The following is a 22,271-nucleotide window of genomic DNA, read 5'->3' as shown; positions in this document are numbered from 1 at the left end:
ACACAGGTCCCCTTATGCGGATTTAAATACCTCCATTCTGAACCGCTTTCACGCCATGTTCCCGCAAAAATGGCTCGTACAATTCCTCTTCTGCTTTTTTCCGCGCTGCCACCGCATCCTCAAGGTTTACGAAGGTTCCAAGGTTGTACACTTTTCCCTGAAAGCCGATCGCTGCCCGCCACCGGGAATTTTCCCGCTGGTAGACGCCTCGGTAGCCGCTTGTATTGTTTGCCGTATTTTTCTGGTTGGCGATTCGTTCCAGGCAGGTTCCGCCTACAAAATGAATCGCTTTTTTCATGTTTTTCTTTCGTGTCTCCGCCTGCAGGCACCCACAGCTCTTGGTTTTCCCCGCGCACAGGCTTTCTTTGGATGCCTCAATCAGGCGTCCGCAGCTACAGACACATTTCCAATATTCGCCTGTCCGGTTGGAATTATCCGCCTCTTCAAGCACTTTCAAACGTCCGAACTGACGGCCTGTCAGATCGATCCGCCGACTGGACGGAAGCTCCTTCCGATAGCACCCGCAGCTTTTCGTATGCCCTGTTTTCAGATGGGACTCCTCCACGGTCTTTTCTTTCCCGCAGTCGCACCGGCACAACCAGTAATGGCGGCGGCTTTTTTCTGCCTGTTTTATCTCCCGGCAGACGGTCAGACGTCCATACCGGCGCCCCGTCAGATCTTCTCTCACATACTCCACCTCCCCGGATGACATAATGGGAATTATGTCATATCCGACTGTTTCATTTTTTCTTTTATTTGCAAAGCTTTTGTCGAATTTTCCAGATTTTGGATAGAATATCTGTGTTATTTCAAGTACTGTTTTTAACGCCTTTGTATGTTGAAATTCTTTCTCAGAAGTGATAAACTTAATAATAGAATCATATATTTAGATATGTATGCAGATTTTTTCCATTTCATGACATAATCCCCATTATGTTTTTCGTCAATTTTCCCTATCAATCAACAAACCTAATTCCAGCTGTCTGCGGCACGCTTCCCGACTGCTGATGATCGTATAACGGCGTGTCGTTTCTACGCTGCTGTGACCCAGATAGTCCGCCAGACGAACCAGATCGTGATCGCGCTCATAAAATATCTTGGCAAACAGATGGCGCAGATTGTGCGGATATACCTTGCTCGGAAGAACACCCGCTTCGGTGCAGACGGATTTCATGTCCGCCCACACATTCTGTCTGCGGACTGCCTGCCCGTTTTTTGTGACAAAGATGCTGCCTCTCACAATCCGCTGCTTCCGGCAGTACTGCGTCAGATACAGCATCAGCGACTGCGGCAGCAGGATCACCCGCTGTTTTCCCTTACAGTCGATCACTACTTCCCCCTGTGCCAGCGATTCCGCTGTAATATATGAAAGCTCGCTGATTCGTATGCCCGTGCTCGCGATTGTCTGCAAAATCGCACAGAGACGTTCATCGCCGCGTCCCCGTGCCGCCTTAACTAACTTCTGGTAATCGCTGCGCGTCATTTCCCGTCTCTCATCGCAGAAAATCCGCTTCTGCACCCGGAACGTGCGGACACAGTATTCCTGTCTTCCGATAAAATGAAAGTAGCTGTTCAGAGATGCCAGCATCGAATTGGCGCTGGATGTTTTATAATGGGCTTGCAGATATTCCTTAAACGATATAATTGTGTTTTTATCCCATTCTTCACCCACAAACATCAAAAACTTTCTCACATCCCGGCAGTATTTTTCGATCGTATGGCTGCTTTTTTCCTGTTCTCTCAAATAATCCCTAAATCGTTCCAATTCATTTTGTGTTTCCTGTTTCAATGCGTTTCCTCTCTTTCTCACGAAACTTTCTCGCGGATTTGTTTTTTTCGCAGCTGTTTCTTCTTTCACAACTGTGACCACTTTTCTATTTTCTGAAAAGTAATCTTATAGTATACGCACCGGAAACAGAAATCTCGCTAAAAAAACATTTTTGCTCTTTTAATCGGATTTTTGCAGAACCAGACATCACTGCGCCCGAAATTTTTTCACATGGACTCTCTTTGATCTTCACAATAAAAACAGGACAGCCGCTCCCATATTGCTCGGAACAGCTGCCCTGTTTTTTCATATATTTTCTTTTATATTCATTTTACTCGTCCGCCCGGATCGCCCAGCGCATCTTCGTCGAGCGGGCACGCGGGTTCTGTACGCACTCCTGCGCGGACGGGCGCACCACATCTTTGGAATATTCTTTATAGATACCGGCGCGATATCCCTCTTTGAGCGCCGCTTTCACCAGTTTATCCTCTCCGGAATGGAAGGTCAGGATCGCTGCCCGTCCGCCCGGTCGAAGCGTATTTGGAAGCTTCTCCATAAACTCATAGAGCACTTCAAATTCCTGGTTTACATCGATCCGGAGCGCCTGGAAAACACGCTGACAGGTCTTCTTGACTGTCTCCTTTTTCTCCTTTTCCGGAAGGAAATCCAATGTTTTTTCAATGATTTCACGGAGTTTCGTGGTCGTATCGATCCGGTTTCCACGGCGGATCTCATCCGTGATCGCTTTTGCCAGCTCCTCGCAGTACGGTTCGTCTGAATTTTCGTACAGCATGCCCGCCAGCTCCTCACGCTCGATCGTGTCAAGGCGCTCGGCGGCGCTGATGCCTTTTTCCTGATTCAGGCGCAGATCCAGCGGCCCATCTACCTTGAACGAAAAGCCTCGCTTCGGATTGTCAATCTGCATCGAAGACACTCCCAGATCGGCTAAAATAAAATCAAAACCCCCCGCTTCTTTGGCAATCTCATCGATTGTACAGAAGTTCTGGAGACGGATTGAAAGCATGTCCTCGCCATAGCCCGCTTCTTCCAGGCGTTTCCGCGTCTTGGCGGATTCCTCCGGATCAACATCGGTCGCATACATATGTCCCTGCCCTTTCAGGCAGGCCAGCATTGCCTTCGTATGTCCGCCGTATCCTAGCGTCGCATCAAATCCGACCTGCCCCGGCTGGATCTGCAAAAAGTCCAGAATCTCCTGCACCATAATGGAAATATGCATGCCCGCTGGTGTATTTCCCTTCTGAATCACGTGCTGGATCGTGTCCTGATACTTCTCCGGCTGCAGCTCTTTATATTTTTCTTCAAATTTCTTTGGATATTTTCCTTTATATCTGACACGCCGTTTGTGTGGTGTCTGATTTTCCTGATCCATAAAAGCCTCCCATATCTGCTTAGATTTTCCATTGATTTTCCCATCTGTCAAATCGAAAATCATATTGGTTCAAGCATATATGGAAGGCGTTCAAATGTCAATTCTTTCTTGATTTTTCCAGATAAAACGCAGCATCATAGGTATACAATAAAGGCGTTTTGGTTGAAATGTTTCTCCGGGCAGATGTTTGCAGATGAGCCATCAAATCTTTCTGTATATAAAATACTCATTCTCCCCAATGTCTGACGCTCCTGCCTGCCCGGATACTCCTTTTCAACGTGCATAGTATGACGAATTGTGTGGCGTTTTACATCGGCGGGATACTTGACACGGCATCCCGCTTTCAATAAAATGATTATATACCGTACATTGATGTACGATACAATCCCTTTTTAGCTAATTTATATAATTTTTACTTATTTTTCATGTAATTATACACAACTATGAGTGTAAAAAATTGCACCAGAATCCTACATGACAAATATACATGATTGCGCATCTTATGGATATCTAACAGGAGGTTTTATGACGCACGATAAAAAACGGCTGCTCTCGATCGGCGAGGCAGCCAAAGCGTTGGAAGTGACCCGGCGCATGATTTTAAATTATGAAGACAAGGGTCTTATTCTGCCGGATCAGAGAGACGGTATCAATGGAAACCGTTACTATACAGCAGACACCGTCTCGCGCATCCGGAGCATCCGCATTCTGCAGAATCTCGGTCTGTCGCTGGATGATATCTATGCCTATTATCACGGCACGACGGATCTGGAGCCGCTGATCACTCGTCTGGAAGATCTGCGTGACGAGATCAGCCGGAATATTGAGAAATTAAAAGAACATTCAAAAGGGCACAATGACTTTGAAATCCGACAGATAGAACTTCCCGCCCAGACCGTTTACTGCCAGGATCTGCATTCGACAGAACTTGAAGACAAGAAAGAGCAATTACGTGGCGTCTTCATCAAGGCGATCCGCCAATATGGTTCTGACACCACCCAGCATATGTTTTTCACCGAATACAACCTTTCGAATCCGGGCGATTTTACCTGCTGCATCGCCGTCCCGCCGGAAAGCCTGGGTGAACATCTCGTCACCCTGCCCTGCCAGAAAGCGCTCTGTATCTTTTATCACGGTGCCTATGAAGGTCTTCCGGTAATTGTGAAGCATCTTTGTGCGTATGCTAACAAATATCAGATTCCATTAAAGGGCACCGCCCGCCACCTCTATCTGGAGGGACCGCCCCAGCACAAAAATCCTGAGAACTTTCTGACGCAGGTAGCGGTTCTGATGGCGGATGATACCCTTTAACCAAAACTTATTTCTCTAATTTTATTATTTTAATTCCTCTGGGCGCAGCACGCATTGACCCACTCTATAAAGTTATCGGCCGCGGCAGCCCGCATGGACATAAACAAAGCCCTGATCCGTATAATCCGTAAAACTCCGGTACTCCGTCAGATCCTCCTGCGCCGCATATCCCGGCGTATTGACTGGAAATACGATCGGCTCCGAACGTGCCTATCTGTATCCAGAATCACTGCCTTACACTTCAATCGCCCCAAACCGGAATGAATACAGGTAGCGCTCCGCCACCCTTTTTCCTGTCATCTGTTCTAGTGCGCGGGTATAGTAGCGCACCTGTGCCTCATAGCGGCGGATCAGAATGTCTGAATTTTCCACATAATCTGTCTTATAATCCACCAGAACCAGCTTGCCATCCTCCTCAAAAAAGGCGTCGATGATACCCTGTATCAGAATCCGCTCATCCGAATCCCAGTCGCCCATTTCGCGCGCCGGAATACCGATGACGAACTGTTTTTCCCGGTACAGTTTCCCGGCTGCTGCCGCTCTCTGCATGCGTTTTCCCAATGAACTGGCTGTCAGTTTTGCCAGATCTGAGCCGCGCACCAACGCCGCCGCCTCGGCATCCATCCGCCCCTCAGCCGCCAGCTTCGCCGGAAATGCATTTAACTCCTGTCTCGACATTGCCCGCTCAAACGGCAAAAACTGCAACACACGGTGGTACGCCGTACCGCGCGTCGCGCCGCCTTTTTCTTCCTGCTCCTTCTCCATAAACACTGGCAGCGTCGGCAGAAATACCATCTCCTCCTCCTCTTCCTCCATGCCCTTTTTCTTGAGTTCAGAAACGGACATCTTGGTGTTGAGACTCAGATCGTCCAGGTATGGGTACTGGAAATGGTAGTTGCTGCTGATGATCGATTCTATTTGCCTGATATTTTCGAGCCGATTTTGCGTGTTTGGATGATTCTCGTCATTCGACAAATGGCTGTCCTCCCCCGCCAGCCACCGCAGCCACTCTCTCGATAACGTCTGGCGTATCTGCGTGCCAATCTCACGGCCGATCTGGTCGGAAAGCGTTTCCATCTGATATGAAATCCACGGATTTTTTTCCGGAATACTCATCAAAATCCAATCCAGATACGAGGAAGCCAGCGTCAGAATCGTATACGGAATCGCCCCGTGTTCGGCTGCCACTGCGCTCCACTTCGCAATCCGATCCTCCAATTTCCGGGAGGACGCCGTCAGAATCAATTTTTCCTTCGCACGCGTCAGCGCCACGTAAAGAACACGCAGTTCCTCGCCCAGCGCCTCCAGTTCCATCCGGCGTTTCATCACATTTTTCTTGAGCGTCGGTCCCTTGATGCGCTTCTCACTGTCCAGATAGTCGGTTCCGATTCCCAGATCCGCGTCAATCAGAAGTTTCCCCCGCGTATCCTGCTTGTTAAAATTTTTTCCCATTCCAGCCACAAACACGATCGGAAATTCCAGTCCCTTGCTCTTATGGATACTCATGATCCGCACCACCGTTCCCTCGGAATCTGCCACCGGCGCTTCACCAAAATCTGTATTGTATTTTTTCAGCTTCTCAATATACCGGATGAAATGGAACACACCCCGGTAGCTCGTCGCCTCATAGGCTGCCGCTTTCTCCACCAGCATATCCAGATTGCCGCGCCGTCCCGCCCCGCCCGGAAGCGCCGACACATAGCGGTAATAGCCCGTTTTGTCGTAAATCCGGTAGAGGAGTTCGTGCATCGGCAGGTAAACAGATTCCTGGCGGAATGTATCCAGGAGAGTAAAGAGTTTTTGGAGTTTTCGGCGCAGGTTATTCTTTTGAATTAATTTATTTTTTTGAAAACGAAACGCATCCGCGATCGACGAATCGTCACTTTCGTCATTCGACTTCACCGGTCCATCCTCGTTCATATACTCCACAACCGCCCGGTAAAGCCCTGCATCCCGCGACCGGTCAACGCCCGCCTTATGTTCCGCCACAATCCACGCCATCTCCTCATCAGAAACGCCGCCAAACGGCGATTTGAGCACCGACGCCAGGGGAATGTCCTGCATCGGATTGTCAATGACTGCCAAAAGATTCAGCACCGTCTCGACTTCCAGCGTATTAAAATATCCCGTCCGAGACTCTGCGACCGCCGGAATCCCCTGCGTCGCCAGCACCTCGATAAATTCTTCCGCCCATCCGCTGACGCTTCGAAGCAGAATCACAATATCCCCGTACTGCGCCCGACGGTAAGCGCCAAGCTCCTTATCCCAGATCGTGATCCCCCGTTCTTTATCCGTCATCTCACGGATCTTTCCGGCGATCATGCGCGCTTCCAGCTCTCTGGCGGTGTAATCGGCTGCCTCATCATCTAACTCGGGGGATTCCGTCTCTTTCTGCGGCTGCACCGACAAATCCACCAGCAAAAGCTCCGTCTTTAACTCATCCAGGCCATCCCGCTCTTCAAAGGCTGCGCCCGGATGCAGTGCCGCATCTTCCGTATAGGATATATTTCCCAGCTTTTCCGTCATGATACGGTAAAAAATCGCATTGATCGATTCCAGTATGTGATCCCGGCTTCGAAAGTTCTGGTGAAGCTCGATCTTCTGGTGCGCGCTCTCCTCCGACGTGTATGTGCTGTATTTTTCCAGAAATAATTCCGGTCTCGCCAGGCGGAATTTATAGATACTCTGCTTGACATCGCCCACCATAAACACATTCGGGCGGTCAAAACGTTCACCGCTGATACACTGGATCAGCGTCTCCTGAACCAGGTTGCTGTCCTGGTACTCGTCCACCAGAATTTCGTCGTACTGCACGGCGAGCTCATCCGCGACTGTGCCTGGTACGCGCACTGTCCAGGCATTTTTCCCTTGCATCTGATCGGTTTCTTCTGCACTTGAAGTTTCCTCCGCCTCGGAACATTCTGATTCCGGTTCTGTCAGAATCTCCAGCGCAAAATGTTCCAGATCATGAAAATCCACCACATTTTTCTCTTTCTTCTTCGCCCTAAACCGCCGTCCAAATTCCTGAGCCAGCTCCAAAAGTTCCAAAATCCGCTCTTTTCCGGCTTCCATATCCGTAAGCATCTGCTCCGGGGAGGCAAACAGGTACTCTCCTTTTAACTTTTCAACTGCTTTTTTGACCCGACCGCGGCAGTCGGAAACAAGCGCCTTTTTCTCCGGATCGACCTCCCCGTTTTTGCCGCGGATCGCCGCCAGACGCGAAAACGTAAATTGTTCCAATGCCTCCGAGATCGTTTCAAACGAACCGGCTGCCCCGCAGACTGCCTCCGCATGGCGCAGATCTTCCTCGATCATCGGCAGGTACGGCATCGGTCCTCCCGTCTCCTGGCAGATCTCCCACGCCTCCCGAAGCTGTATTTCCCACTCTTGCGCCTGCAATGCAATATCACGCAAAAGGAACTGCATCCACTCCGTCTGCTCCAGCTCTCCCTGTTCGGTCAGGAGCAGCTCCTCACGGCATTTTTCATACCACGCATCCGGCCACGGGTTACTCTGGGCGAAATTGTAGACCTGCATCACATACTCGGCAATTCCACCGTCCGCCTTGCCCGTCGCATACGCGTCCACAAACTCCTCATACCGTTTCCCGCCGTCGCGGTAATAATCTTCCAGCAGCCCATCCATCACATCAGCGCGCATCAGAAGCATTTCGCCCTCATCGCCGACCCGGAATGCTGGATCGATGTCCAGCCGGTCAAAATGTTCCCGCATGACATGCAGGCAGAAGCTGTCGATCGTCGTGATCTGGGCAAACTGAACCAGAACTGCCTGCTGCTGGAGATGTTCATTTTCCGGCTCCGATTCCAGTTTTTTCTCAATCGCCGCCTGGATCCGCTCCCGCATCTCCGCCGCTGCCGCCCGGGTAAAAGTCATGACAAGCAGGCGGTCTATGTCCTTCGGGTTCTCCCCCTCCGTGATCATCTGGATGATCCGCTCAACCAGCACCGCGGTCTTGCCGCTTCCGGCCGCTGCCGACACCAGGAGGCTTTTCTCCCGCCCCTCAATTACCTGCTTCTGTTCCCTGGTCCAATTTACTGCCATTTCTCGCCCTTTCCTTTTTCATGACTGGTTCTTCTTTCATTCCCACAGTCACAGCCAAACACAAACCTACCGTTCCGTTTCCTTATCCTTTTCTTCCATCTTCCCCCAGATCTCCTCCGGGCTCAGCTTATCAAAACGCCGGAACTGGTAGCCGTCCGTTTTCAAATCAAATCCGCACACACTGTGGTACGGGCAATAATCGCACGCCGTTTTCTGACCGTTTTTGTACGGCGACGCCGCAATGTTTCCATCCAGAATCTCCCGCCCCATATGCTTCATTTTTCGGTTCACATACGCGCCCAGCACACGGAATTTTTCTTCCCCTGCCGCCTGCGAACGCCGCTCAACGATCGCCTCATTTTTAATCGAAACCGGCACAACATCCGAATCCGCCGTCGCCTCCTCGCCCAGCCGGTTATCCAGATGTGCCAGTGCCTCCCGATCGCCGTTTACCAGCCCGTTCATCCGCAGTGCCTTCAAAATATCGGCATTCGTCTCCTCCTCCGACTCCACCGGCTTGCGCTCCACCATCGGATCCTCGATATGATAATAGAAAAGCCCCGCTGGAACCACCGTTTTATCCGGGTATTCCCGCCCGATCTTCTCCATCGCCGCATCCATGTAGACGACCAGCTGCAGCTGCAATCCATAATAAATATCCGTCAGGTCAAATTTCGTTTTTCCCGTCTTGTAATCAATGATCTTAAGATACAGCCGGTCGCCATCCTCGCAGAGATCGATTCGGTCAATCCGCCCGCGCAGATGGATCGCCTCCTCGCTTGAAAGCGGAATCCGCATCGCTCTCAGGTGATCCATCGGTGAAAAACTGACCTCAAACCCGGCTGGCTCAAAATCACCTTTTTTTAGCTGTTCCGTCAGTGCCCAGATCGTCCGATCCGTGATCCGGTATACCTTCCGTTCCAGATACTGATTCCGGTACGAGCTTCCCAGAATCGCATTGCCGTATTCCTCCGTGACCGACGCCACGCACTCCGCCACCATTTTCTGGCGGTCTTCCTCCGAAATGCCGGAAAACCGGCGATTTTCCTCTTTCATCCGCGTGAAATACATGTCGATCGCCGCATGGAACAGATTTCCGATATCCGACGGGGCAATCTCGTACATCTGCCGTTCCGACAATTCCAGCCCATACGAAAGAAAATGTGCATACGCACACGACGCATACAGCTCCATACGCGTCACACTGCCCCGCAGAATCGGGCTATAGAGCGCCCGCGCCGCCGCCTTCCCGATGCCCGTATCCTGATAGGTATAAAATGCAGCATCCGAGAGCGCCTGCATTTCATCCCGGTACGATTCTGACTGAATAAAGTATCGGTACAGCGATATAAACTGGTCATTTTCCCCGCTTTTTTCATCCTGCAGTCCCCGAAGCACCCAGCTCATGCCAAGCTCCGGCGACCAGAGCGCTTCCTTCTCTTCCTTCGGCTGTTCCAGACGTTTCTCCGGAAATAATTTAAGCAGCTGCAGCATCAGACTCGAAGGACGCATCGCTTTTCCCTCGGCAGAGGACGCCGCACACGACAGATAGAGATAGTCCGACGGCTTTGTCAGCGCCAGATAGAGATAAAATCGCTGCAAAAAGCTTTCCTCCCGCGCGGTCGGCGCCAATTCTACCTGCATTTCCCGCAGCGCCCGGCGATCCGCCTCCGAAAGGATCCCGCCGCGTCCCGAAACAGACGGCACTATCCCGTCATTGACTCCGGCAAAAAACAACACTTTTATATTGGAAAGACGGGTTCGCGTGATATCGCCGACCACGATCCGGTCCACGACCGCGGGGATCAGTCCTACCTTGATCTCCGCAAAACCGGCGTCCAGAATCTCTGCATACTCCCGCTGTCCCATGATCTCCTCGCCGAGAAGCGCCACAATCCGGTCAAACAGATCCATCACCAGCCCATACACCTGCCCGTACTCCTTGGCAAGACTCATATCGCCCACTTCTTCAAACTGCTGCGCCATCGCCGCCAGCTTCTGCTCCATCTCAAGTGCTTCGAGAAAATGGACCAGCGCCTCCGTCCGCTCGCGCACCGTTGCTTTGCGGTTGGAAAACACCTCCCGAAACGGCAGAAATGGTGTGACAACCGCCTCACGGAACTGATTTAACTCATCCAGATTGATAAGCTCAGCCCCCCGGTACACGCGCTCCCATGTGCTGTTCCACCGCTTAAACCCGCGGATTCCAAGCGCAATCACATAATTTTCCGCCTGATAGATCACTTCCGGTGAAAGCCCCGCAAGCGGCATCACCAGCCCTGTTTTCAGGAATCGAAACACCGATTCATAGGAAAAGCCCGATTGCAGCACCTCCAGCGCCGCCCGGATTAGTTCCACCATCGGGTTACTTAAAATATTTTTCTTATAATCAATAAAACACGGGATCTGATTCTTCTCAAACTGCCTCAGAATCTCCCGGGAATATGTCTCCAAGTCGCCGGTAATCACCGCGATCTCCCGGTAACGGATGCCCTCCGATGCCACCAAACGCCGGATTTCTCCGCATAAGAAAGAGATTTCCGCCTGCGGGGTTGCTGCTTCAATTAGACGCAGGTTTTCCCGACCGTGTTCAGCCGCAGCCCCGCTTTCGTTCCCGCTCCCAGAATGATACACCTTTCCTCTATATCGGAACAATTCATTTTCAATAAATCCCAGTTCCGGGCTGTCCTTAAATCTCCACATTGGTTTTTCTTTCAACAAAATATCCTCATCCCGGCTGCATCCGGCAGCTGCAGCACGGTCAATCAGACGGCAGACGGTATGACGGCTCATGTAAAAGAGCTTCTGCTGCACGCTCTCGCGGTACGGGTTGTCCTCCGGATCCATCGTGACCGTCACGATCACCTTCCGGCAGCACTGGAATAAGAGTTCCAGAAGCTCATACTGGATCGGCGTAAAGCCTGTATAGCCATCCAGCGTCACAACGCTGTCGCGGATGAGCTGTGACTGCGGCAGCACCCGGCAGAGAAGGCTTAAAATTTCTTCTTTTACGATCACTTTTTCCTCGGTATACGCCTGGAATGCCCGGTATAAAACCTGCATATCCAGAAGCTTCTGGCGCAGCAGCGGGCTTTTCGTCTCCCCGATCAGCGTCTCCAGCTTTTCCTCCGTGATGCCGTACTGGAAAAACTCAGACAGCATCGATTTGATCTCGCTGATAAAGCCCGCCTTGTCCAGATGCCCTCCAAACAGGTGCAGATTTCCCCGGACGCCCGATGAGACGCGCCGCAGAACCATCGATTTTCCCATATCATCCAGCACCGCCAGATTTTCAATCGCCAGTTCCTCAAACACCCGGTATGCCAGACGCTCAAAACTGACAATATCGATATTCATCACGCCATGGTTCGGATGCAGCATCACGATCTCTTTCTGCGTCTGCATCGTAAACTGTTCCGGCACCAGAGCAAAAAAACGTCCGTCCGGCTCTTCCATCGACTGACGGATCAGATTTTCATACAATGTCCGTGTCTTTCCCGAACCGGAACCACCGATTATAAATTGCAATGACATAGTTTTCCCTCTGTCTTTCTGTCTATGTTTTCTGTCAGATACCAAAGCACTTCCGCCCGGATGCATCCCGGATTCCCATTTCTTCCCGGTATTTCGCCACAGTCCGCCGCGACAGCGTGATCCCCGCTTCCGCCAGTTTTTCTGACAGCACGCGGTCGCTGAACGGCTTTCTCGGATTTTCCGTTTTGATCAGATGGCGGATTGCCTCCCGCGGATCTTTGCCTGTTTCCATCCGATTCACCATTTCTGCCTGAACTGCCGTTTCTTCCTGATTCGCCGCCTCTTCCCGTTCTGCCATTCTTCCCTTATCCGTTGTCCCGAATCCCTCCGCAGCCATATGTCTTGAAAAGAAATATGACAGCGGAAAAATCCCCCAGCGGCATTGCAGATATTTTTCACGCACTGTCCGGCTCAGCGTCGGCTCGCTGACCCCCAGCGATTTAGCCGCCTGTTTCTGCGTCCACGGAGCCAGTTTTCCACTTCCTTTTGCAAAAAACTCCCCCTGTACGCACAAAATCTCTTCTGCCAGCCGCGACAATGTCTGATTGCGCTGCCCAATGCACTGGCAGACCCATTCAGCCTGTCGGATTTTTCCCTCGATGTAGTCCTTCGCCTCCGTCTCGGTATCTTTCTGCTTCATCAATGACAGATAATACGGATTGATGGCAATCTGCGGCAGTGTCTCATCGGAAAGCTGCATTTCAAATCCGTGTTCCGTCTGTGAGATAATTATATCTGGTACAATATATTTATCATAGCTCTCATCCCCATATCCGCTTCCCGGTTTGGGATTCAGCTCCCGGATCCGCGCTGCTGCCAGAAGCACTTCCTCCAGCTTGCAGGAGCATGCACGGGCAAGCTGCTTCATCTGGTTTTTTCCCAGCAGATCCAGATGGTTGGAAATGATGCGTGCCGCCAGAATTTCGGTTCGCATCGTTCCATTCTGAACAATATCAATCACCGCGCCGCCGTCTTCTGCCAGGTAAGACAGCTGCATCAACAGACACTCCTTCAGCGACCGTGCCCCGATCCCACACGGTTCCAGCCTGCCAAAATTTTTCCAGATCCGTTCTCCTTCTGTCTCCTCAATTCCCAGCCCAGCGCAGAGTTCTCCAAAATTCACGCTGAGATATCCGCTTGCATCCAGATTTTTGATCATATAGCGGAATATTTTTTCTTCTCTTTTCGTCAGATGCAGCATACACGCCTGTTCCAGAAGTGATTCCAAAAGCCCCTCCTGGCTTCGTCCCGGCTCTAATCGCCCCGCCTCTTCTTCCTCATCCTGATAATAAGTCTGGTTCTGGCGGTCAAGGCTGGCAAGTTCTTCAAGTCTGCGGATTTTCTCGTTCAGCTCTCCATTTTCTTCCAGCCGTCCGTTCTCCGGCTCCCGCTCTTCCAGATCCACCACTGGATTTTCCAGCGCCATCTCTTCTATGTACTCTTTCAGCTCTATCTGCCCCATCTGAAGAATATTTGCGGATTGTATCATTTTCTGGGACAAGGTCTGTTTGAGCTTTAACTCCTGTTTCAGTTCCATCGTACCACCCCTGAAAAGATGTAAAACGCCCAGATGCCTCGCCGTTTCTGCCTGCGAAGTACCTGGGCGTCCTGTCTTTTGCCTGCCTAATTACTGATCCAGCTCGTCCTCGCCGACCAGCTCATCATATTCCTGCTCGTCCAGAAGCTCGTCAAACGCATCTGCCACGATCTCATACTCATCATCGTCCTCGATGTTTTCCAGGTTCGGCTGTCCGTTCTCATCCTCGCTGTAACGGTACAGATATACCTCTCCGTCCTCTGCCTCGATGTCATCCATCGGAAGAAGGGCAATATAATCCTTACCGCCTGCCGGGAAAATCGTCAGAACAACACACTCAATCTCTCTGCCGTCATCCAATGTCAGAGTCACGGTCATCTCCTCGCCGTTGTCGATCTCTTCCTGCGTCATATTCTTATTATCTGCCATATTTTACCTCTTTCTTTTCTATGCCTTTTCTACGTCCCACAAGATCCGTTGGCGGAATCCTGTCTTGACTCCACTGTATCAGAGTATTCTGTAAAAATCAAGACTTGACTTCCTCATTGTCCTCTTCATCTGCCGCCTCGTTACTGTTCACGCATACGTGCCCAGTAACGGAATTTGCCGTGGCTTCGCATTTAAATACGGCAAATTCCTGCTGCCGCCACGTTTTCTTACGGCACTTTCGGTTCCAAAAGTGCCTACCCGTGTACAGTATCGCCGCTTCATTCCGATACGCCGCCATCTATTCCAGCCCCTCATCCGGCACCTGTACGCGCATTCCACGTGCAAATGCCCGGTTTAAGCGGATTGTGTGCCGTGCCAGCGGGTTAAACAGCATATAGATGCAGAATACCGCCTCGATAAATTCGATTGCCGCCGCCATCACCAGCATAAAAACCAGCGGAAATGGCAGCCACCAGCTCATCTGAAGCAGCGATACGCCGCCCCACACGATACTCGCCCCACGCCCGATCAGCATCAACACCGTAAGCACCGGGCTCTCCCGCAGCATAAGCATATACCAGCCATAAAAAATAAACGGTCCCAAAAGCGTCATGACCGCATTTGTTTTCTCCATTCCATAGACAAATGTCATAATCAGATAAAACAGGCAGTACAGAACCCGCACCCCCGTCAGAATCCGTACCATCCAGTGCAATGCCTCATTCTGCTCCCCGTAACCCGGAAGTGTTTTTTCCATCTGTTTTACCCACATTGCCCATTCCCGCTGCACTGCAGCGTACTCCGGACGATGCTTTCTCTTTATAAATCCCATTCAGAGTCCCCTCTCTAATATTCAATTCCCCGCCGCGCCAGGATTTTCCGGTCAAACGGATGCTTGATTTTTTCCATCTCTGTCACGTAATCAGCCCGCAAAAGCAGCTCCTCCGGCGGTTTCCGCCCCGTCATCACAACTTCCAGATCCGCTGGTCTGTGATCCAGAAAATCCACTATATCCGCCAGCTCCAAAAGTCCCGAAGAAAGAGAAGCGCAGACCTCGTCCAACACTAGCAGAACATCGCAGGTTTCATTATTCTGTATTTTCCTGCTTCTTGAATCCTCCGTTTTCCCACACCGCTTCACTGCCTCACGGCACGCTGTCTCAAACATACTTTTATAATAATCCGCTGCCTCCTGCCTCACCTCATCGGTCATTTTCCACGTGAATCCAAATGTTTTTTCACAGGGAATCAACGTCACCTCCGGGAGCCGCTTTAAAATCTCCACCTCCCCAGACTGGTCCGTTTTTAAAAAGCGGGCAGCAACTACCTGTTTTCCCGTTCCTGCCGCCCGGACCGCCAAACCGATCGCCGCCGTCGTCTTTCCTTTTCCGTCGCCGCAGTACAGATGTACACATCCCATATATTTTTCCTTTTCTTTCTTTTTATCTCGCTTTTCAGCGCACCGATACCAACTATCTTATCATATCAAACTGCCAACCACAATATTTGCCCGATTGAAAATTTACATTGAAATATTTGGCATCTTACTGTTCACGCATACGTGCCCAGTAACGTAAATTTCCCCATATACGCAATCTGGCGGTCTGATCCCAAGGACCAGAACCGCCAGAAAACCAAACTCAATGATTCAATTTTACCAAACTTCTAACTTCAAACTTCTAATTTTCCTATTTGAATGCAGCAACCAGCTCTTCCGCATCCTTATAACCCTGTTTTTTCAGTTCCCCGATATACCACTCGGTTACTGGTTCTACAATCGCCTTGAAGGAATCGATATCCAGATCCTCATACGGGATGACCTCGACGCCATTCTTGGACTGCCATCTGGAAAGGATCTCGTCGTCGCCTGCACGGTTGATCTCGCGCTCGTACTGAACAGCAAGTTTACCGCACTCATCGACTACTTCCTGCTGCTCCGGTGTCAGGCTGTCGTAAATATCCTGGTTGATGCAGAAGAACAAGCAGTCATAGTTTGCATTCCACATGGAAACGTATTTCTGTACTTCCTGTACGCTTGCCGCATCAATCGCCGGAAGCGGGTTCTCCTGACCGTCTACCGTACCCTGCTGCAATGCCGTGTAAGTCTCGGACCAGTTCATGTTGGTCGCATCTGCGCCCCACAGCTCGTAGCACTTCATCAGAAGGTTTGAACCAGCCACACGTACTTTCAGGTTCTTCATATCTTCCACGGAATGAACCGGGCGCACGCCGTTCGTGAGCTGACGGAAACCATTTTCCGCCATACCCATACAATGCAGGTCATAGGAAGAAAGAATCTCATCCATCTTCTGGCCAGCCTCGCCGTCCAGCTTCGCGTCGGCATCCTCCACTGAATCAAACAGATACGGCAGCGATACCACGTTGAAACGCGGGTCAAATGCCGAATAAATCAGGTTGCTGTGCATCGAAATCTGCACCGGATCTCCGTTCATCAGCGCCTGGATGCCCTCGGACTGGTTTCCACCGGTCAGCTGATCCGCTGCGTAAACATCTACTTTGACCTTGCCGCCCGTTGCCTGATCCATGAGCTCGCCAAACTTGCGTCCTGCCTGTGCCCAGGTACTGGTTTCTGTCGTGGAACACGTAAAGTTCCAGGTCATTTCCGGCCAGTTTAGGTCACTGTGATCTTCCACCTGATAGGTCGAAGAATTTTCAATGCCCGCCGTCTTAACTGCACTAGCCGCATTTTCAGTAAAGGTGTTTACCAGATCCTCTGCATCATCAAAGCCCTGGGTTTTCAGTTCTCCGATAAACCATTCCGTTACCGGCTCAGCTGCTTTCTTAAAGGATTCGATGTCGAGATCCTCATATTTCAGCACCTCCACACCGTTCTTAGTCTGCCAGCGATCCAGAATCTCCTCATCGCCTGCACGGTTGATCTCACGCTCGTAAGCAACTGCCTTACGGCCTGCCTCATCAACAACCGCCTGCTGCTCCGGTGTCAGGCTGTCATACAGCTTCTGATTGATGCAGAAGAACAGGCAGTCATAGTTTGCGTTCCACAGGGAAACATATTTCTGTACTTCCTGTACACTCGCCGCATCAATCGCCGGAAGCGGGTTCTCCTGCCCGTCTACCGTGCCCTGCTGCAGCGCCGTATACGTCTCGGACCAGTTCATATTGGTCGCATCTGCGCCCCACAGCTCATAGCACTTCATCAGAAGGTTCGAACCAGCCACACGCAGTTTCAGGTTCTTCATATCTTCCACGGAACGAACCGGATGTTCGCTGTTGGTCAGCTGACGGAAACCATTCTCCGCCATACCCATACAATGAAGGCCATAGCTTTCCAGGATCTCAACCAGCTTGTCGCCCGCCGGACCATCTAAGACTGCATCCGCTGTTTCAACAGAATCAAACAGATACGGCAGTGATACAACATTGAACCGCGGGTCAAATGCCGAATAAATCAGGTTGCTGTGCATCGAAATCTGCACCGGATCGCCGTTCATCAGTGCCTGGATGCCCTCAGACTGGTTTCCACCGGTCAGCTGATCGGCTGCGTAAACATCTACTTTGACCTTGCCGCCGGTCGCCTGCTCCATGAGCTCGCCAAACTTGCGTCCCGCCTGTGCCCAGGTGCTTGTCTCGGTTGTGGAACACGTAAAGTTCCAGGTCATATCCGCCCAATCCAGATCGCTGTAATCGCCGATCGTGTTGAAATCGTCATTGTCTGTCTGGGTGGTTCCGCTGTCGCCTCCGGCTGTCTCGCCATTTTCAATGGCTGCCGAACTTCCCAGTGCCGCCGGCAGACAGGTCGAAATCTGCGGAATATAAGTAATTATCAGTAAAACAACAATGGAAGCGGCTACCATCGGAACGACTGCCCTGGAAATCTCCTGCAGCGTTACGCGGATACCGTCTCTTAATTTGATGCCGATCGCGACAAACAGGTTGACACCGACCGGAGGTGTTACCTGACCAATTGCCAGGTTGACCGTTGCCATGATACCAAATGCGATCACGTTGTAGCCCAGTGCCTTGCAGACCGGCAGCATGATCGGGATGAAAATGTACATCGCAGAATTTGCATCAATAAAGCAGCCCGCGATCAGGAAAATAATGTTACAAATCAGCAAGAAAGTAAACTGGTTGCCTGCCACTCTTGCTAACAGTTCGGAAGCAGCCGTCGAAATACCGAAACGGGTGCAGACAAAAGAGAACAGCGACGCACACGCTACGATCAGCATGATGCCGCCGGTGGTCTTTGCCGAATCAATCAGAATTTCCCACAGGTCTTTAAATTTTACTTCCTTATAAATAATCATACCGACAAACAGACCGTACACAACGGATACGGCTGCCGCCTCGGTCGGTGTAAAGATGCCTCCGTAGATACCGCCCAGAATGATGACCGGCATCAAAAATCCCCAGAATGCATCCTTAAATGCGTTCCAGCGCTCTTTTGCAGATGCCTTCTCTACGTTGGACGGCACGACATGATTGCGGCGTACCTCCAGCATAACGACAACTACCAGAGCCAGACCCATCAGGATACCCGGAATGATGCCTGCCATAAACATATCTCCGATGGAAACACCTGTGATCGACGCGTATACGACAAACGCGATACTCGGCGGGATGACGATCGCGATGGAACTGGAAGTTGCCATCAATGCCGTCGAGAAGGCTACGGAGAAACCGCCCCGCTCTATCATCGCCGGAATCAGGACCGCACCCAGGGCCGCTACCGTCGCCGGACCGGAACCGGAGATCGCGCCGAAGAAGCAGGCTACGATGATACACACATTCGCAATGCCGCCTTTTCTGTGACCGACACATGTGTCAACGAAACGGATCAGGCGCGTGGAAATCCCCGCCTTCGCCATGATATTTCCGGATAATACGAAAAACGGAATCGCCAGCAGCAGGAATTTACTGATGCCGGAGTAAATATTCGTCGCGACAATCGTTAAAGAAGTACCGGAATACAGGATCGCCGCTGCGGAAGAAAGTCCCAGACAGACGGAGATCGGCACATTCAGCACCAATAATACGAAAAAGGTAATAAAAAGAACTGCGCTAACCATTTATTTGTCCTCCTTTTTCGTACACTCATCGAGACAGAACTCGATAAAATGAAGAATCATGCACGCCGAACCGATCGGTACAAAGGACCAGAAGATCCACTCCGGCCAGTTCAGCACAAAGGTACGTTTCTGGTTCGCAAGCTGCGCCAGTACCTTGTCCATGCCATAGTAAAATAAGATTCCCATAAAAAGAACCGAAAAGATCGTAATCAGAATCATGACCGGCTTCTTTGCTGATTTCGGCAGACGCTCTGTTACCAGATTTAAGCCTACCAATCCGCCCTCACGCGCAGACAGCGCCGCGCCAAGCAGTGTAATTAATACGAAAATGGCAACAACCAGCTCCTCTGTAAAGGACCAGGACTGGTGAATCACCTTACGGGAAAATACATTTCCCACCGTCAGTACAAGGATCAGGAGCATCGTGACTACCAGCACAGTTTTCTCAACCATCGCCACAATATCCATCAGCTTTTTATATCCTTTCATACTGCGCTCTCCTCCTAAAATAAGTATCTCATTTTTCCACATTTCTGTCGGCTGTACGCATTCATCTGAACGTTTTTGTGTCATAGGACGCAATTTCCTAAGGCATAAAAAAACGCCCCCAGATAATAGGGACGAATGAAGTGCCAGATTTCTGCTAAATGTTCTGTTTTTCTCGGAAAACACGCAAACATATGCAGCACCAAACAAACAAACGCTGCTCCCGCTTGTGCGGGATTCGTACAAAAACAGTGACCGCCGCGCCCTTGCTCTCAGTCAATCGAGGCATGAACGGTTCCGTTTTCATATGGAACAATATCAAACTAAAATTAAATATTGCTGATATGGAATATATTCTACACTTTTTTAATAAATACGTCAACCATTTTTATAGACTACGGTCTATTTAATAAAAGCTGCGTAAAAATAGCATAAAAGAAATAAAATTCTTTTCCCTCAACCTATTGATGATTTGATTTTTCTATACTATAATAAGCATCATACGCTTTAAAGTGCGAAAATCTTTTAGACAATACAGGAGGATAAAACTCATGGGATTTGAATATGTCAGCAAGCTGCCGACCCCGGACGAGATTCGTGCACAGTTTCCACTGGCACCGGAGCTGGCCGCAGAAAAAGCTCGAAGGGACGCTGCTATCCGTGACGTCTTTACAGGCGACAGCGACAAGTTTCTTGTCATCATTGGTCCGTGCTCTGCTGACCGGGAAGATGCGGTTATTGATTATGTAAACCGTCTTGCCAAGGTACAGGAGAAAGTGAAGGACAAACTGATTCTGGTTCCTAGAATCTACACCAACAAACCTAGAACAACCGGTGACGGCTATAAGGGACTTTTACACCAGCCAAATCCGGAAGGTAAGCCAAACTTATACCAGGGTCTGATCGCGATTCGCAAACTTCACATGCGTGTGATCGAAGAAACCGGCTTCTCGACCGCAGACGAGATGCTATACCCGGAGAACCTGACCTACCTTTCCGACGTTATGTCCTATGTTGCAGTCGGCGCACGTTCCGTTGAGAACCAGCAGCACCGCCTCGTTGCCAGCGGCATCGACGTACCGGTCGGCATGAAGAATCCGACCAGCGGCGCACTCTCCGTCATGCTGAACGCCGTACACGCAGCACAGCACGGTCATGAGTTCATCTACCGCAGCTGGGAAGTAAAGACACAGGGCAACCCGCTGACCCACACCATCCTGCGTGGTGCTGTCAACAAGCATGACCAGTGCCTGCCGAACTACCACTACGAAGACCTGAAGCTGCTCTTAGACCTCTACAACGAGCGTGATCTGAAGAATCCGGCCTGCATCATCGATGCAAACCACTCCAACTCCAACAAAAAATACATGGAGCAGATCCGTATCGTCAAGGAAGTACTCCACAGCCGTCGTCACTCCGACGATATCCGTAATTTCGTCAAAGGCGTCATGATCGAAAGCTACATCGAACCAGGCAACCAGAAAGTTGGCGAACACATCTACGGAAAATCCATCACCGACCCGTGTCTGGGATGGGATGATTCCGAGCGTCTGCTGTATGAAATGGCTGAAGGATTGTAAAATATAGAAATATGCAGAAAAAAAGTCCGGTGGAAAAGCTCCGCCGGACTTTTTTTCGTTAGGAATTCGGATTTCAAAAAGGTTAAAGGATTAAATCTTTTGTATCATGCATTTATTATGGTTATAGTATATCATGCCTATCTCCAAAATGTTTGTATTCTCTTTAAATAAATTATGAAGAAATTCTTAAGATTCACCATTTCGATGCAATAAAAATCTGATTTTCTGCATTAATGAATATTAGGTTTATTGTTCAATTGATTCACATACATAAAAAGAACAGGTTTCGCCATTAAAAAGCTGTACTCCTGCATACAGAGGCTCTCTATCATATGTATATGTCACACTCTTAATATAAAGAAGCGGTGTTCCCTTCTTAACTTTCATCAGTTTTGCTTCTTCGGCCGTGGCTCGGCATAATTCAATCCGCTTCTCTGAGGAAGCAACTCTTACCTTGGCCTCTTCCTGCAGGCACTCAAACAGAGAATTATCATTAAACTGCTTTTCCAGAAGGAAGGAATATTTTACCGGAAAGTAATTCTTCTCAATGGCTACCGGTTCCCCATCCGCTGTACGCAGACGCGAAATATAAACCACATAGGATCCAGGTTCCAGATTTAACTGTTTTTGAATCTTGTCATCTGCCAGAACCAGCTTGTTTTCAAGCATCTGTCCTCCAGGCTTCATATTCATATGACGGCACATTTCTGAAAAGCTCTGGAGATTTTTTATATCCTTCGCGAATTTCTGTCGGCAGATGAAGGTTCCTTTTCCCTGCTTCTTTTCCACAAGGCCCTGGCTCACCAGATCATCCACTGCACGCCGAACTGTGATCCGGCTCACATTGTACTGTTTTGCTAACTCTGCCTCTGCCGGAATTCGTTCCGTTGCATTATAAACCCCATTCTCAATATCTCGTTTCAAACTCTCCACAATCTGTGCATATAATGGAACTATGCTGTTTGGATTTGTATTTATCTCCATACCCTTCTCCTTTTCATTCTTTATAATAATTGAGCCCTACATCTATATAGTCAAAATGATATATAATGTTATATACACTATCATACTATTTGTATTGTTCCATTACAAGCTTTTTTCGTTATTTTAACAAAGAAATTGTA

Annotated in this window: 15 protein-coding genes; 2 read left to right on the top strand and 13 right to left on the bottom strand. The window is 50.0% G+C overall.

What is annotated here, in order from left to right; all coding sequences use genetic code 11:
* Window positions 1-22: 22 nt before the first annotated feature.
* The 4 genes from DWX68_RS03675 to rsmH form a co-directional block, all read right to left on the bottom strand.
* Window positions 23-688, bottom strand: coding sequence for a hypothetical protein (locus DWX68_RS03675; protein ID WP_118524622.1), 666 nt, complete (start codon window positions 686-688; stop codon window positions 23-25).
* 255 nt (window positions 689-943) lie between these two features.
* Window positions 944-1,765 (bottom strand): tyrosine-type recombinase/integrase, encoded by an 822-nt coding sequence (locus DWX68_RS03670; RefSeq protein WP_227589521.1) that lies wholly within the window; start codon window positions 1,763-1,765, stop codon window positions 944-946.
* 109 nt (window positions 1,766-1,874) lie between these two features.
* Complete coding sequence (locus DWX68_RS03665) at window positions 1,875-2,078, bottom strand: hypothetical protein (RefSeq protein ID WP_117796376.1); 204 nt, start codon at window positions 2,076-2,078, stop codon at window positions 1,875-1,877.
* A gap of 21 nt (window positions 2,079-2,099) precedes the next feature.
* Window positions 2,100-3,158, bottom strand: a complete 1,059-nt coding sequence (gene rsmH, locus DWX68_RS03660; RefSeq protein WP_118628640.1) for a 16S rRNA (cytosine(1402)-N(4))-methyltransferase RsmH — start codon at window positions 3,156-3,158, stop codon at window positions 2,100-2,102.
* Between the two features lie 525 nt (window positions 3,159-3,683).
* Here rsmH and DWX68_RS03655 point away from each other — a divergent pair.
* Window positions 3,684-4,469, top strand: a complete 786-nt coding sequence (locus tag DWX68_RS03655; RefSeq protein WP_182432130.1) for a MerR family transcriptional regulator — start codon at window positions 3,684-3,686, stop codon at window positions 4,467-4,469.
* A 234-nt stretch (window positions 4,470-4,703) separates the two neighbouring features.
* Here the strand turns inward: DWX68_RS03655 and addA are convergent, their stop codons facing one another.
* The 8 genes from addA to DWX68_RS03610 all read right to left on the bottom strand — a co-directional run bounded on the left by addA (window position 4,704) and on the right by DWX68_RS03610 (window position 19,570).
* A complete protein-coding gene (addA, locus tag DWX68_RS03650) occupies window positions 4,704-8,531 on the bottom strand; it encodes a helicase-exonuclease AddAB subunit AddA (RefSeq protein WP_118628638.1) in 3,828 nt (1,275 codons plus the stop codon).
* A 66-nt stretch (window positions 8,532-8,597) separates the two neighbouring features.
* Entirely contained in the window at window positions 8,598-12,065 is a 3,468-nt protein-coding gene (gene addB, locus DWX68_RS03645) for a helicase-exonuclease AddAB subunit AddB (protein WP_118628637.1), read from the bottom strand.
* Window positions 12,066-12,099: 34 nt separating this feature from the next.
* Window positions 12,100-13,602, bottom strand: a complete 1,503-nt coding sequence (rpoN, locus tag DWX68_RS03640; RefSeq protein WP_118628636.1) for an RNA polymerase factor sigma-54 — start codon at window positions 13,600-13,602, stop codon at window positions 12,100-12,102.
* Window positions 13,603-13,692: 90 nt separating this feature from the next.
* Window positions 13,693-14,031 carry a DUF1292 domain-containing protein gene (locus DWX68_RS03635; RefSeq protein WP_022358993.1) on the bottom strand — a complete coding sequence of 113 codons (339 nt, stop codon included), beginning with the start codon at window positions 14,029-14,031 and terminating at the stop codon, window positions 13,693-13,695.
* A gap of 298 nt (window positions 14,032-14,329) precedes the next feature.
* On the bottom strand, window positions 14,330-14,863 hold the full coding sequence (locus tag DWX68_RS03625; protein ID WP_118628635.1) for a hypothetical protein: 534 nt from the start codon (window positions 14,861-14,863) through the stop codon (window positions 14,330-14,332).
* A 14-nt stretch (window positions 14,864-14,877) separates the two neighbouring features.
* Entirely contained in the window at window positions 14,878-15,450 is a 573-nt protein-coding gene (locus tag DWX68_RS03620; RefSeq protein ID WP_118628634.1) for a cob(I)yrinic acid a,c-diamide adenosyltransferase, read from the bottom strand.
* A 268-nt stretch (window positions 15,451-15,718) separates the two neighbouring features.
* Window positions 15,719-19,081: a TRAP transporter large permease subunit gene (locus tag DWX68_RS03615; protein ID WP_118628633.1), complete on the bottom strand. Its 3,363-nt coding sequence runs from the start codon at window positions 19,079-19,081 to the stop codon at window positions 15,719-15,721.
* The gene (locus tag DWX68_RS03610) at window positions 19,082-19,570 is read right to left on the bottom strand and encodes a TRAP transporter small permease (protein WP_107000453.1); all 489 of its coding nucleotides are present in this window, start codon (window positions 19,568-19,570) and stop codon (window positions 19,082-19,084) included.
* Between the two features lie 548 nt (window positions 19,571-20,118).
* Between DWX68_RS03610 and DWX68_RS03605 the strand changes: the two genes are divergently transcribed.
* Window positions 20,119-21,147 carry a 3-deoxy-7-phosphoheptulonate synthase gene (locus tag DWX68_RS03605; RefSeq protein ID WP_118628632.1) on the top strand — a complete coding sequence of 343 codons (1,029 nt, stop codon included), beginning with the start codon at window positions 20,119-20,121 and terminating at the stop codon, window positions 21,145-21,147.
* 246 nt (window positions 21,148-21,393) lie between these two features.
* On the opposite strand, the gene DWX68_RS03600 is transcribed toward DWX68_RS03605, so the two are convergent.
* Entirely contained in the window at window positions 21,394-22,131 is a 738-nt protein-coding gene (locus tag DWX68_RS03600) for a GntR family transcriptional regulator (RefSeq protein ID WP_118467923.1), read from the bottom strand.
* Window positions 22,132-22,271 lie beyond the last annotated feature (140 nt).

It is taken from the genome of Clostridium sp. AF20-7 (genome assembly GCF_003479275.1).
In the GTDB taxonomy this organism is placed as follows: domain Bacteria; phylum Bacillota; class Clostridia; order Lachnospirales; family Lachnospiraceae; genus Otoolea; species Otoolea fessa.
Note: the sequence above shows the minus strand (reverse complement) of the source record. Positions and strands in the feature narration are given on the sequence as shown.

Excerpts from the sequence above, each read along its gene's own strand:
- DWX68_RS03665 (WP_117796376.1), bottom strand. The coding sequence starts at position 2,078 with ATGAAAAAACAGGGCAGCTGTTCCGAGCAATATGGGAGCGGCTGTCCT.
- rsmH (WP_118628640.1), bottom strand. The coding sequence starts at position 3,158 with ATGGATCAGGAAAATCAGACACCACACAAACGGCGTGTCAGATATAAA.
- DWX68_RS03655 (WP_182432130.1), top strand. The coding sequence starts at position 3,684 with ATGACGCACGATAAAAAACGGCTGCTCTCGATCGGCGAGGCAGCCAAA.
- addA (WP_118628638.1), bottom strand. The coding sequence starts at position 8,531 with ATGGCAGTAAATTGGACCAGGGAACAGAAGCAGGTAATTGAGGGGCGG.
- addB (WP_118628637.1), bottom strand. The coding sequence starts at position 12,065 with ATGTCATTGCAATTTATAATCGGTGGTTCCGGTTCGGGAAAGACACGG.
- rpoN (WP_118628636.1), bottom strand. The coding sequence starts at position 13,602 with ATGGAACTGAAACAGGAGTTAAAGCTCAAACAGACCTTGTCCCAGAAA.
- DWX68_RS03635 (WP_022358993.1), bottom strand. The coding sequence starts at position 14,031 with ATGGCAGATAATAAGAATATGACGCAGGAAGAGATCGACAACGGCGAG.
- DWX68_RS03625 (WP_118628635.1), bottom strand. The coding sequence starts at position 14,863 with ATGGGATTTATAAAGAGAAAGCATCGTCCGGAGTACGCTGCAGTGCAG.
- DWX68_RS03620 (WP_118628634.1), bottom strand. The coding sequence starts at position 15,450 with ATGGGATGTGTACATCTGTACTGCGGCGACGGAAAAGGAAAGACGACG.
- DWX68_RS03615 (WP_118628633.1), bottom strand. The coding sequence starts at position 19,081 with ATGGTTAGCGCAGTTCTTTTTATTACCTTTTTCGTATTATTGGTGCTG.
- DWX68_RS03610 (WP_107000453.1), bottom strand. The coding sequence starts at position 19,570 with ATGAAAGGATATAAAAAGCTGATGGATATTGTGGCGATGGTTGAGAAA.
- DWX68_RS03605 (WP_118628632.1), top strand. The coding sequence starts at position 20,119 with ATGGGATTTGAATATGTCAGCAAGCTGCCGACCCCGGACGAGATTCGT.
- DWX68_RS03600 (WP_118467923.1), bottom strand. The coding sequence starts at position 22,131 with ATGGAGATAAATACAAATCCAAACAGCATAGTTCCATTATATGCACAG.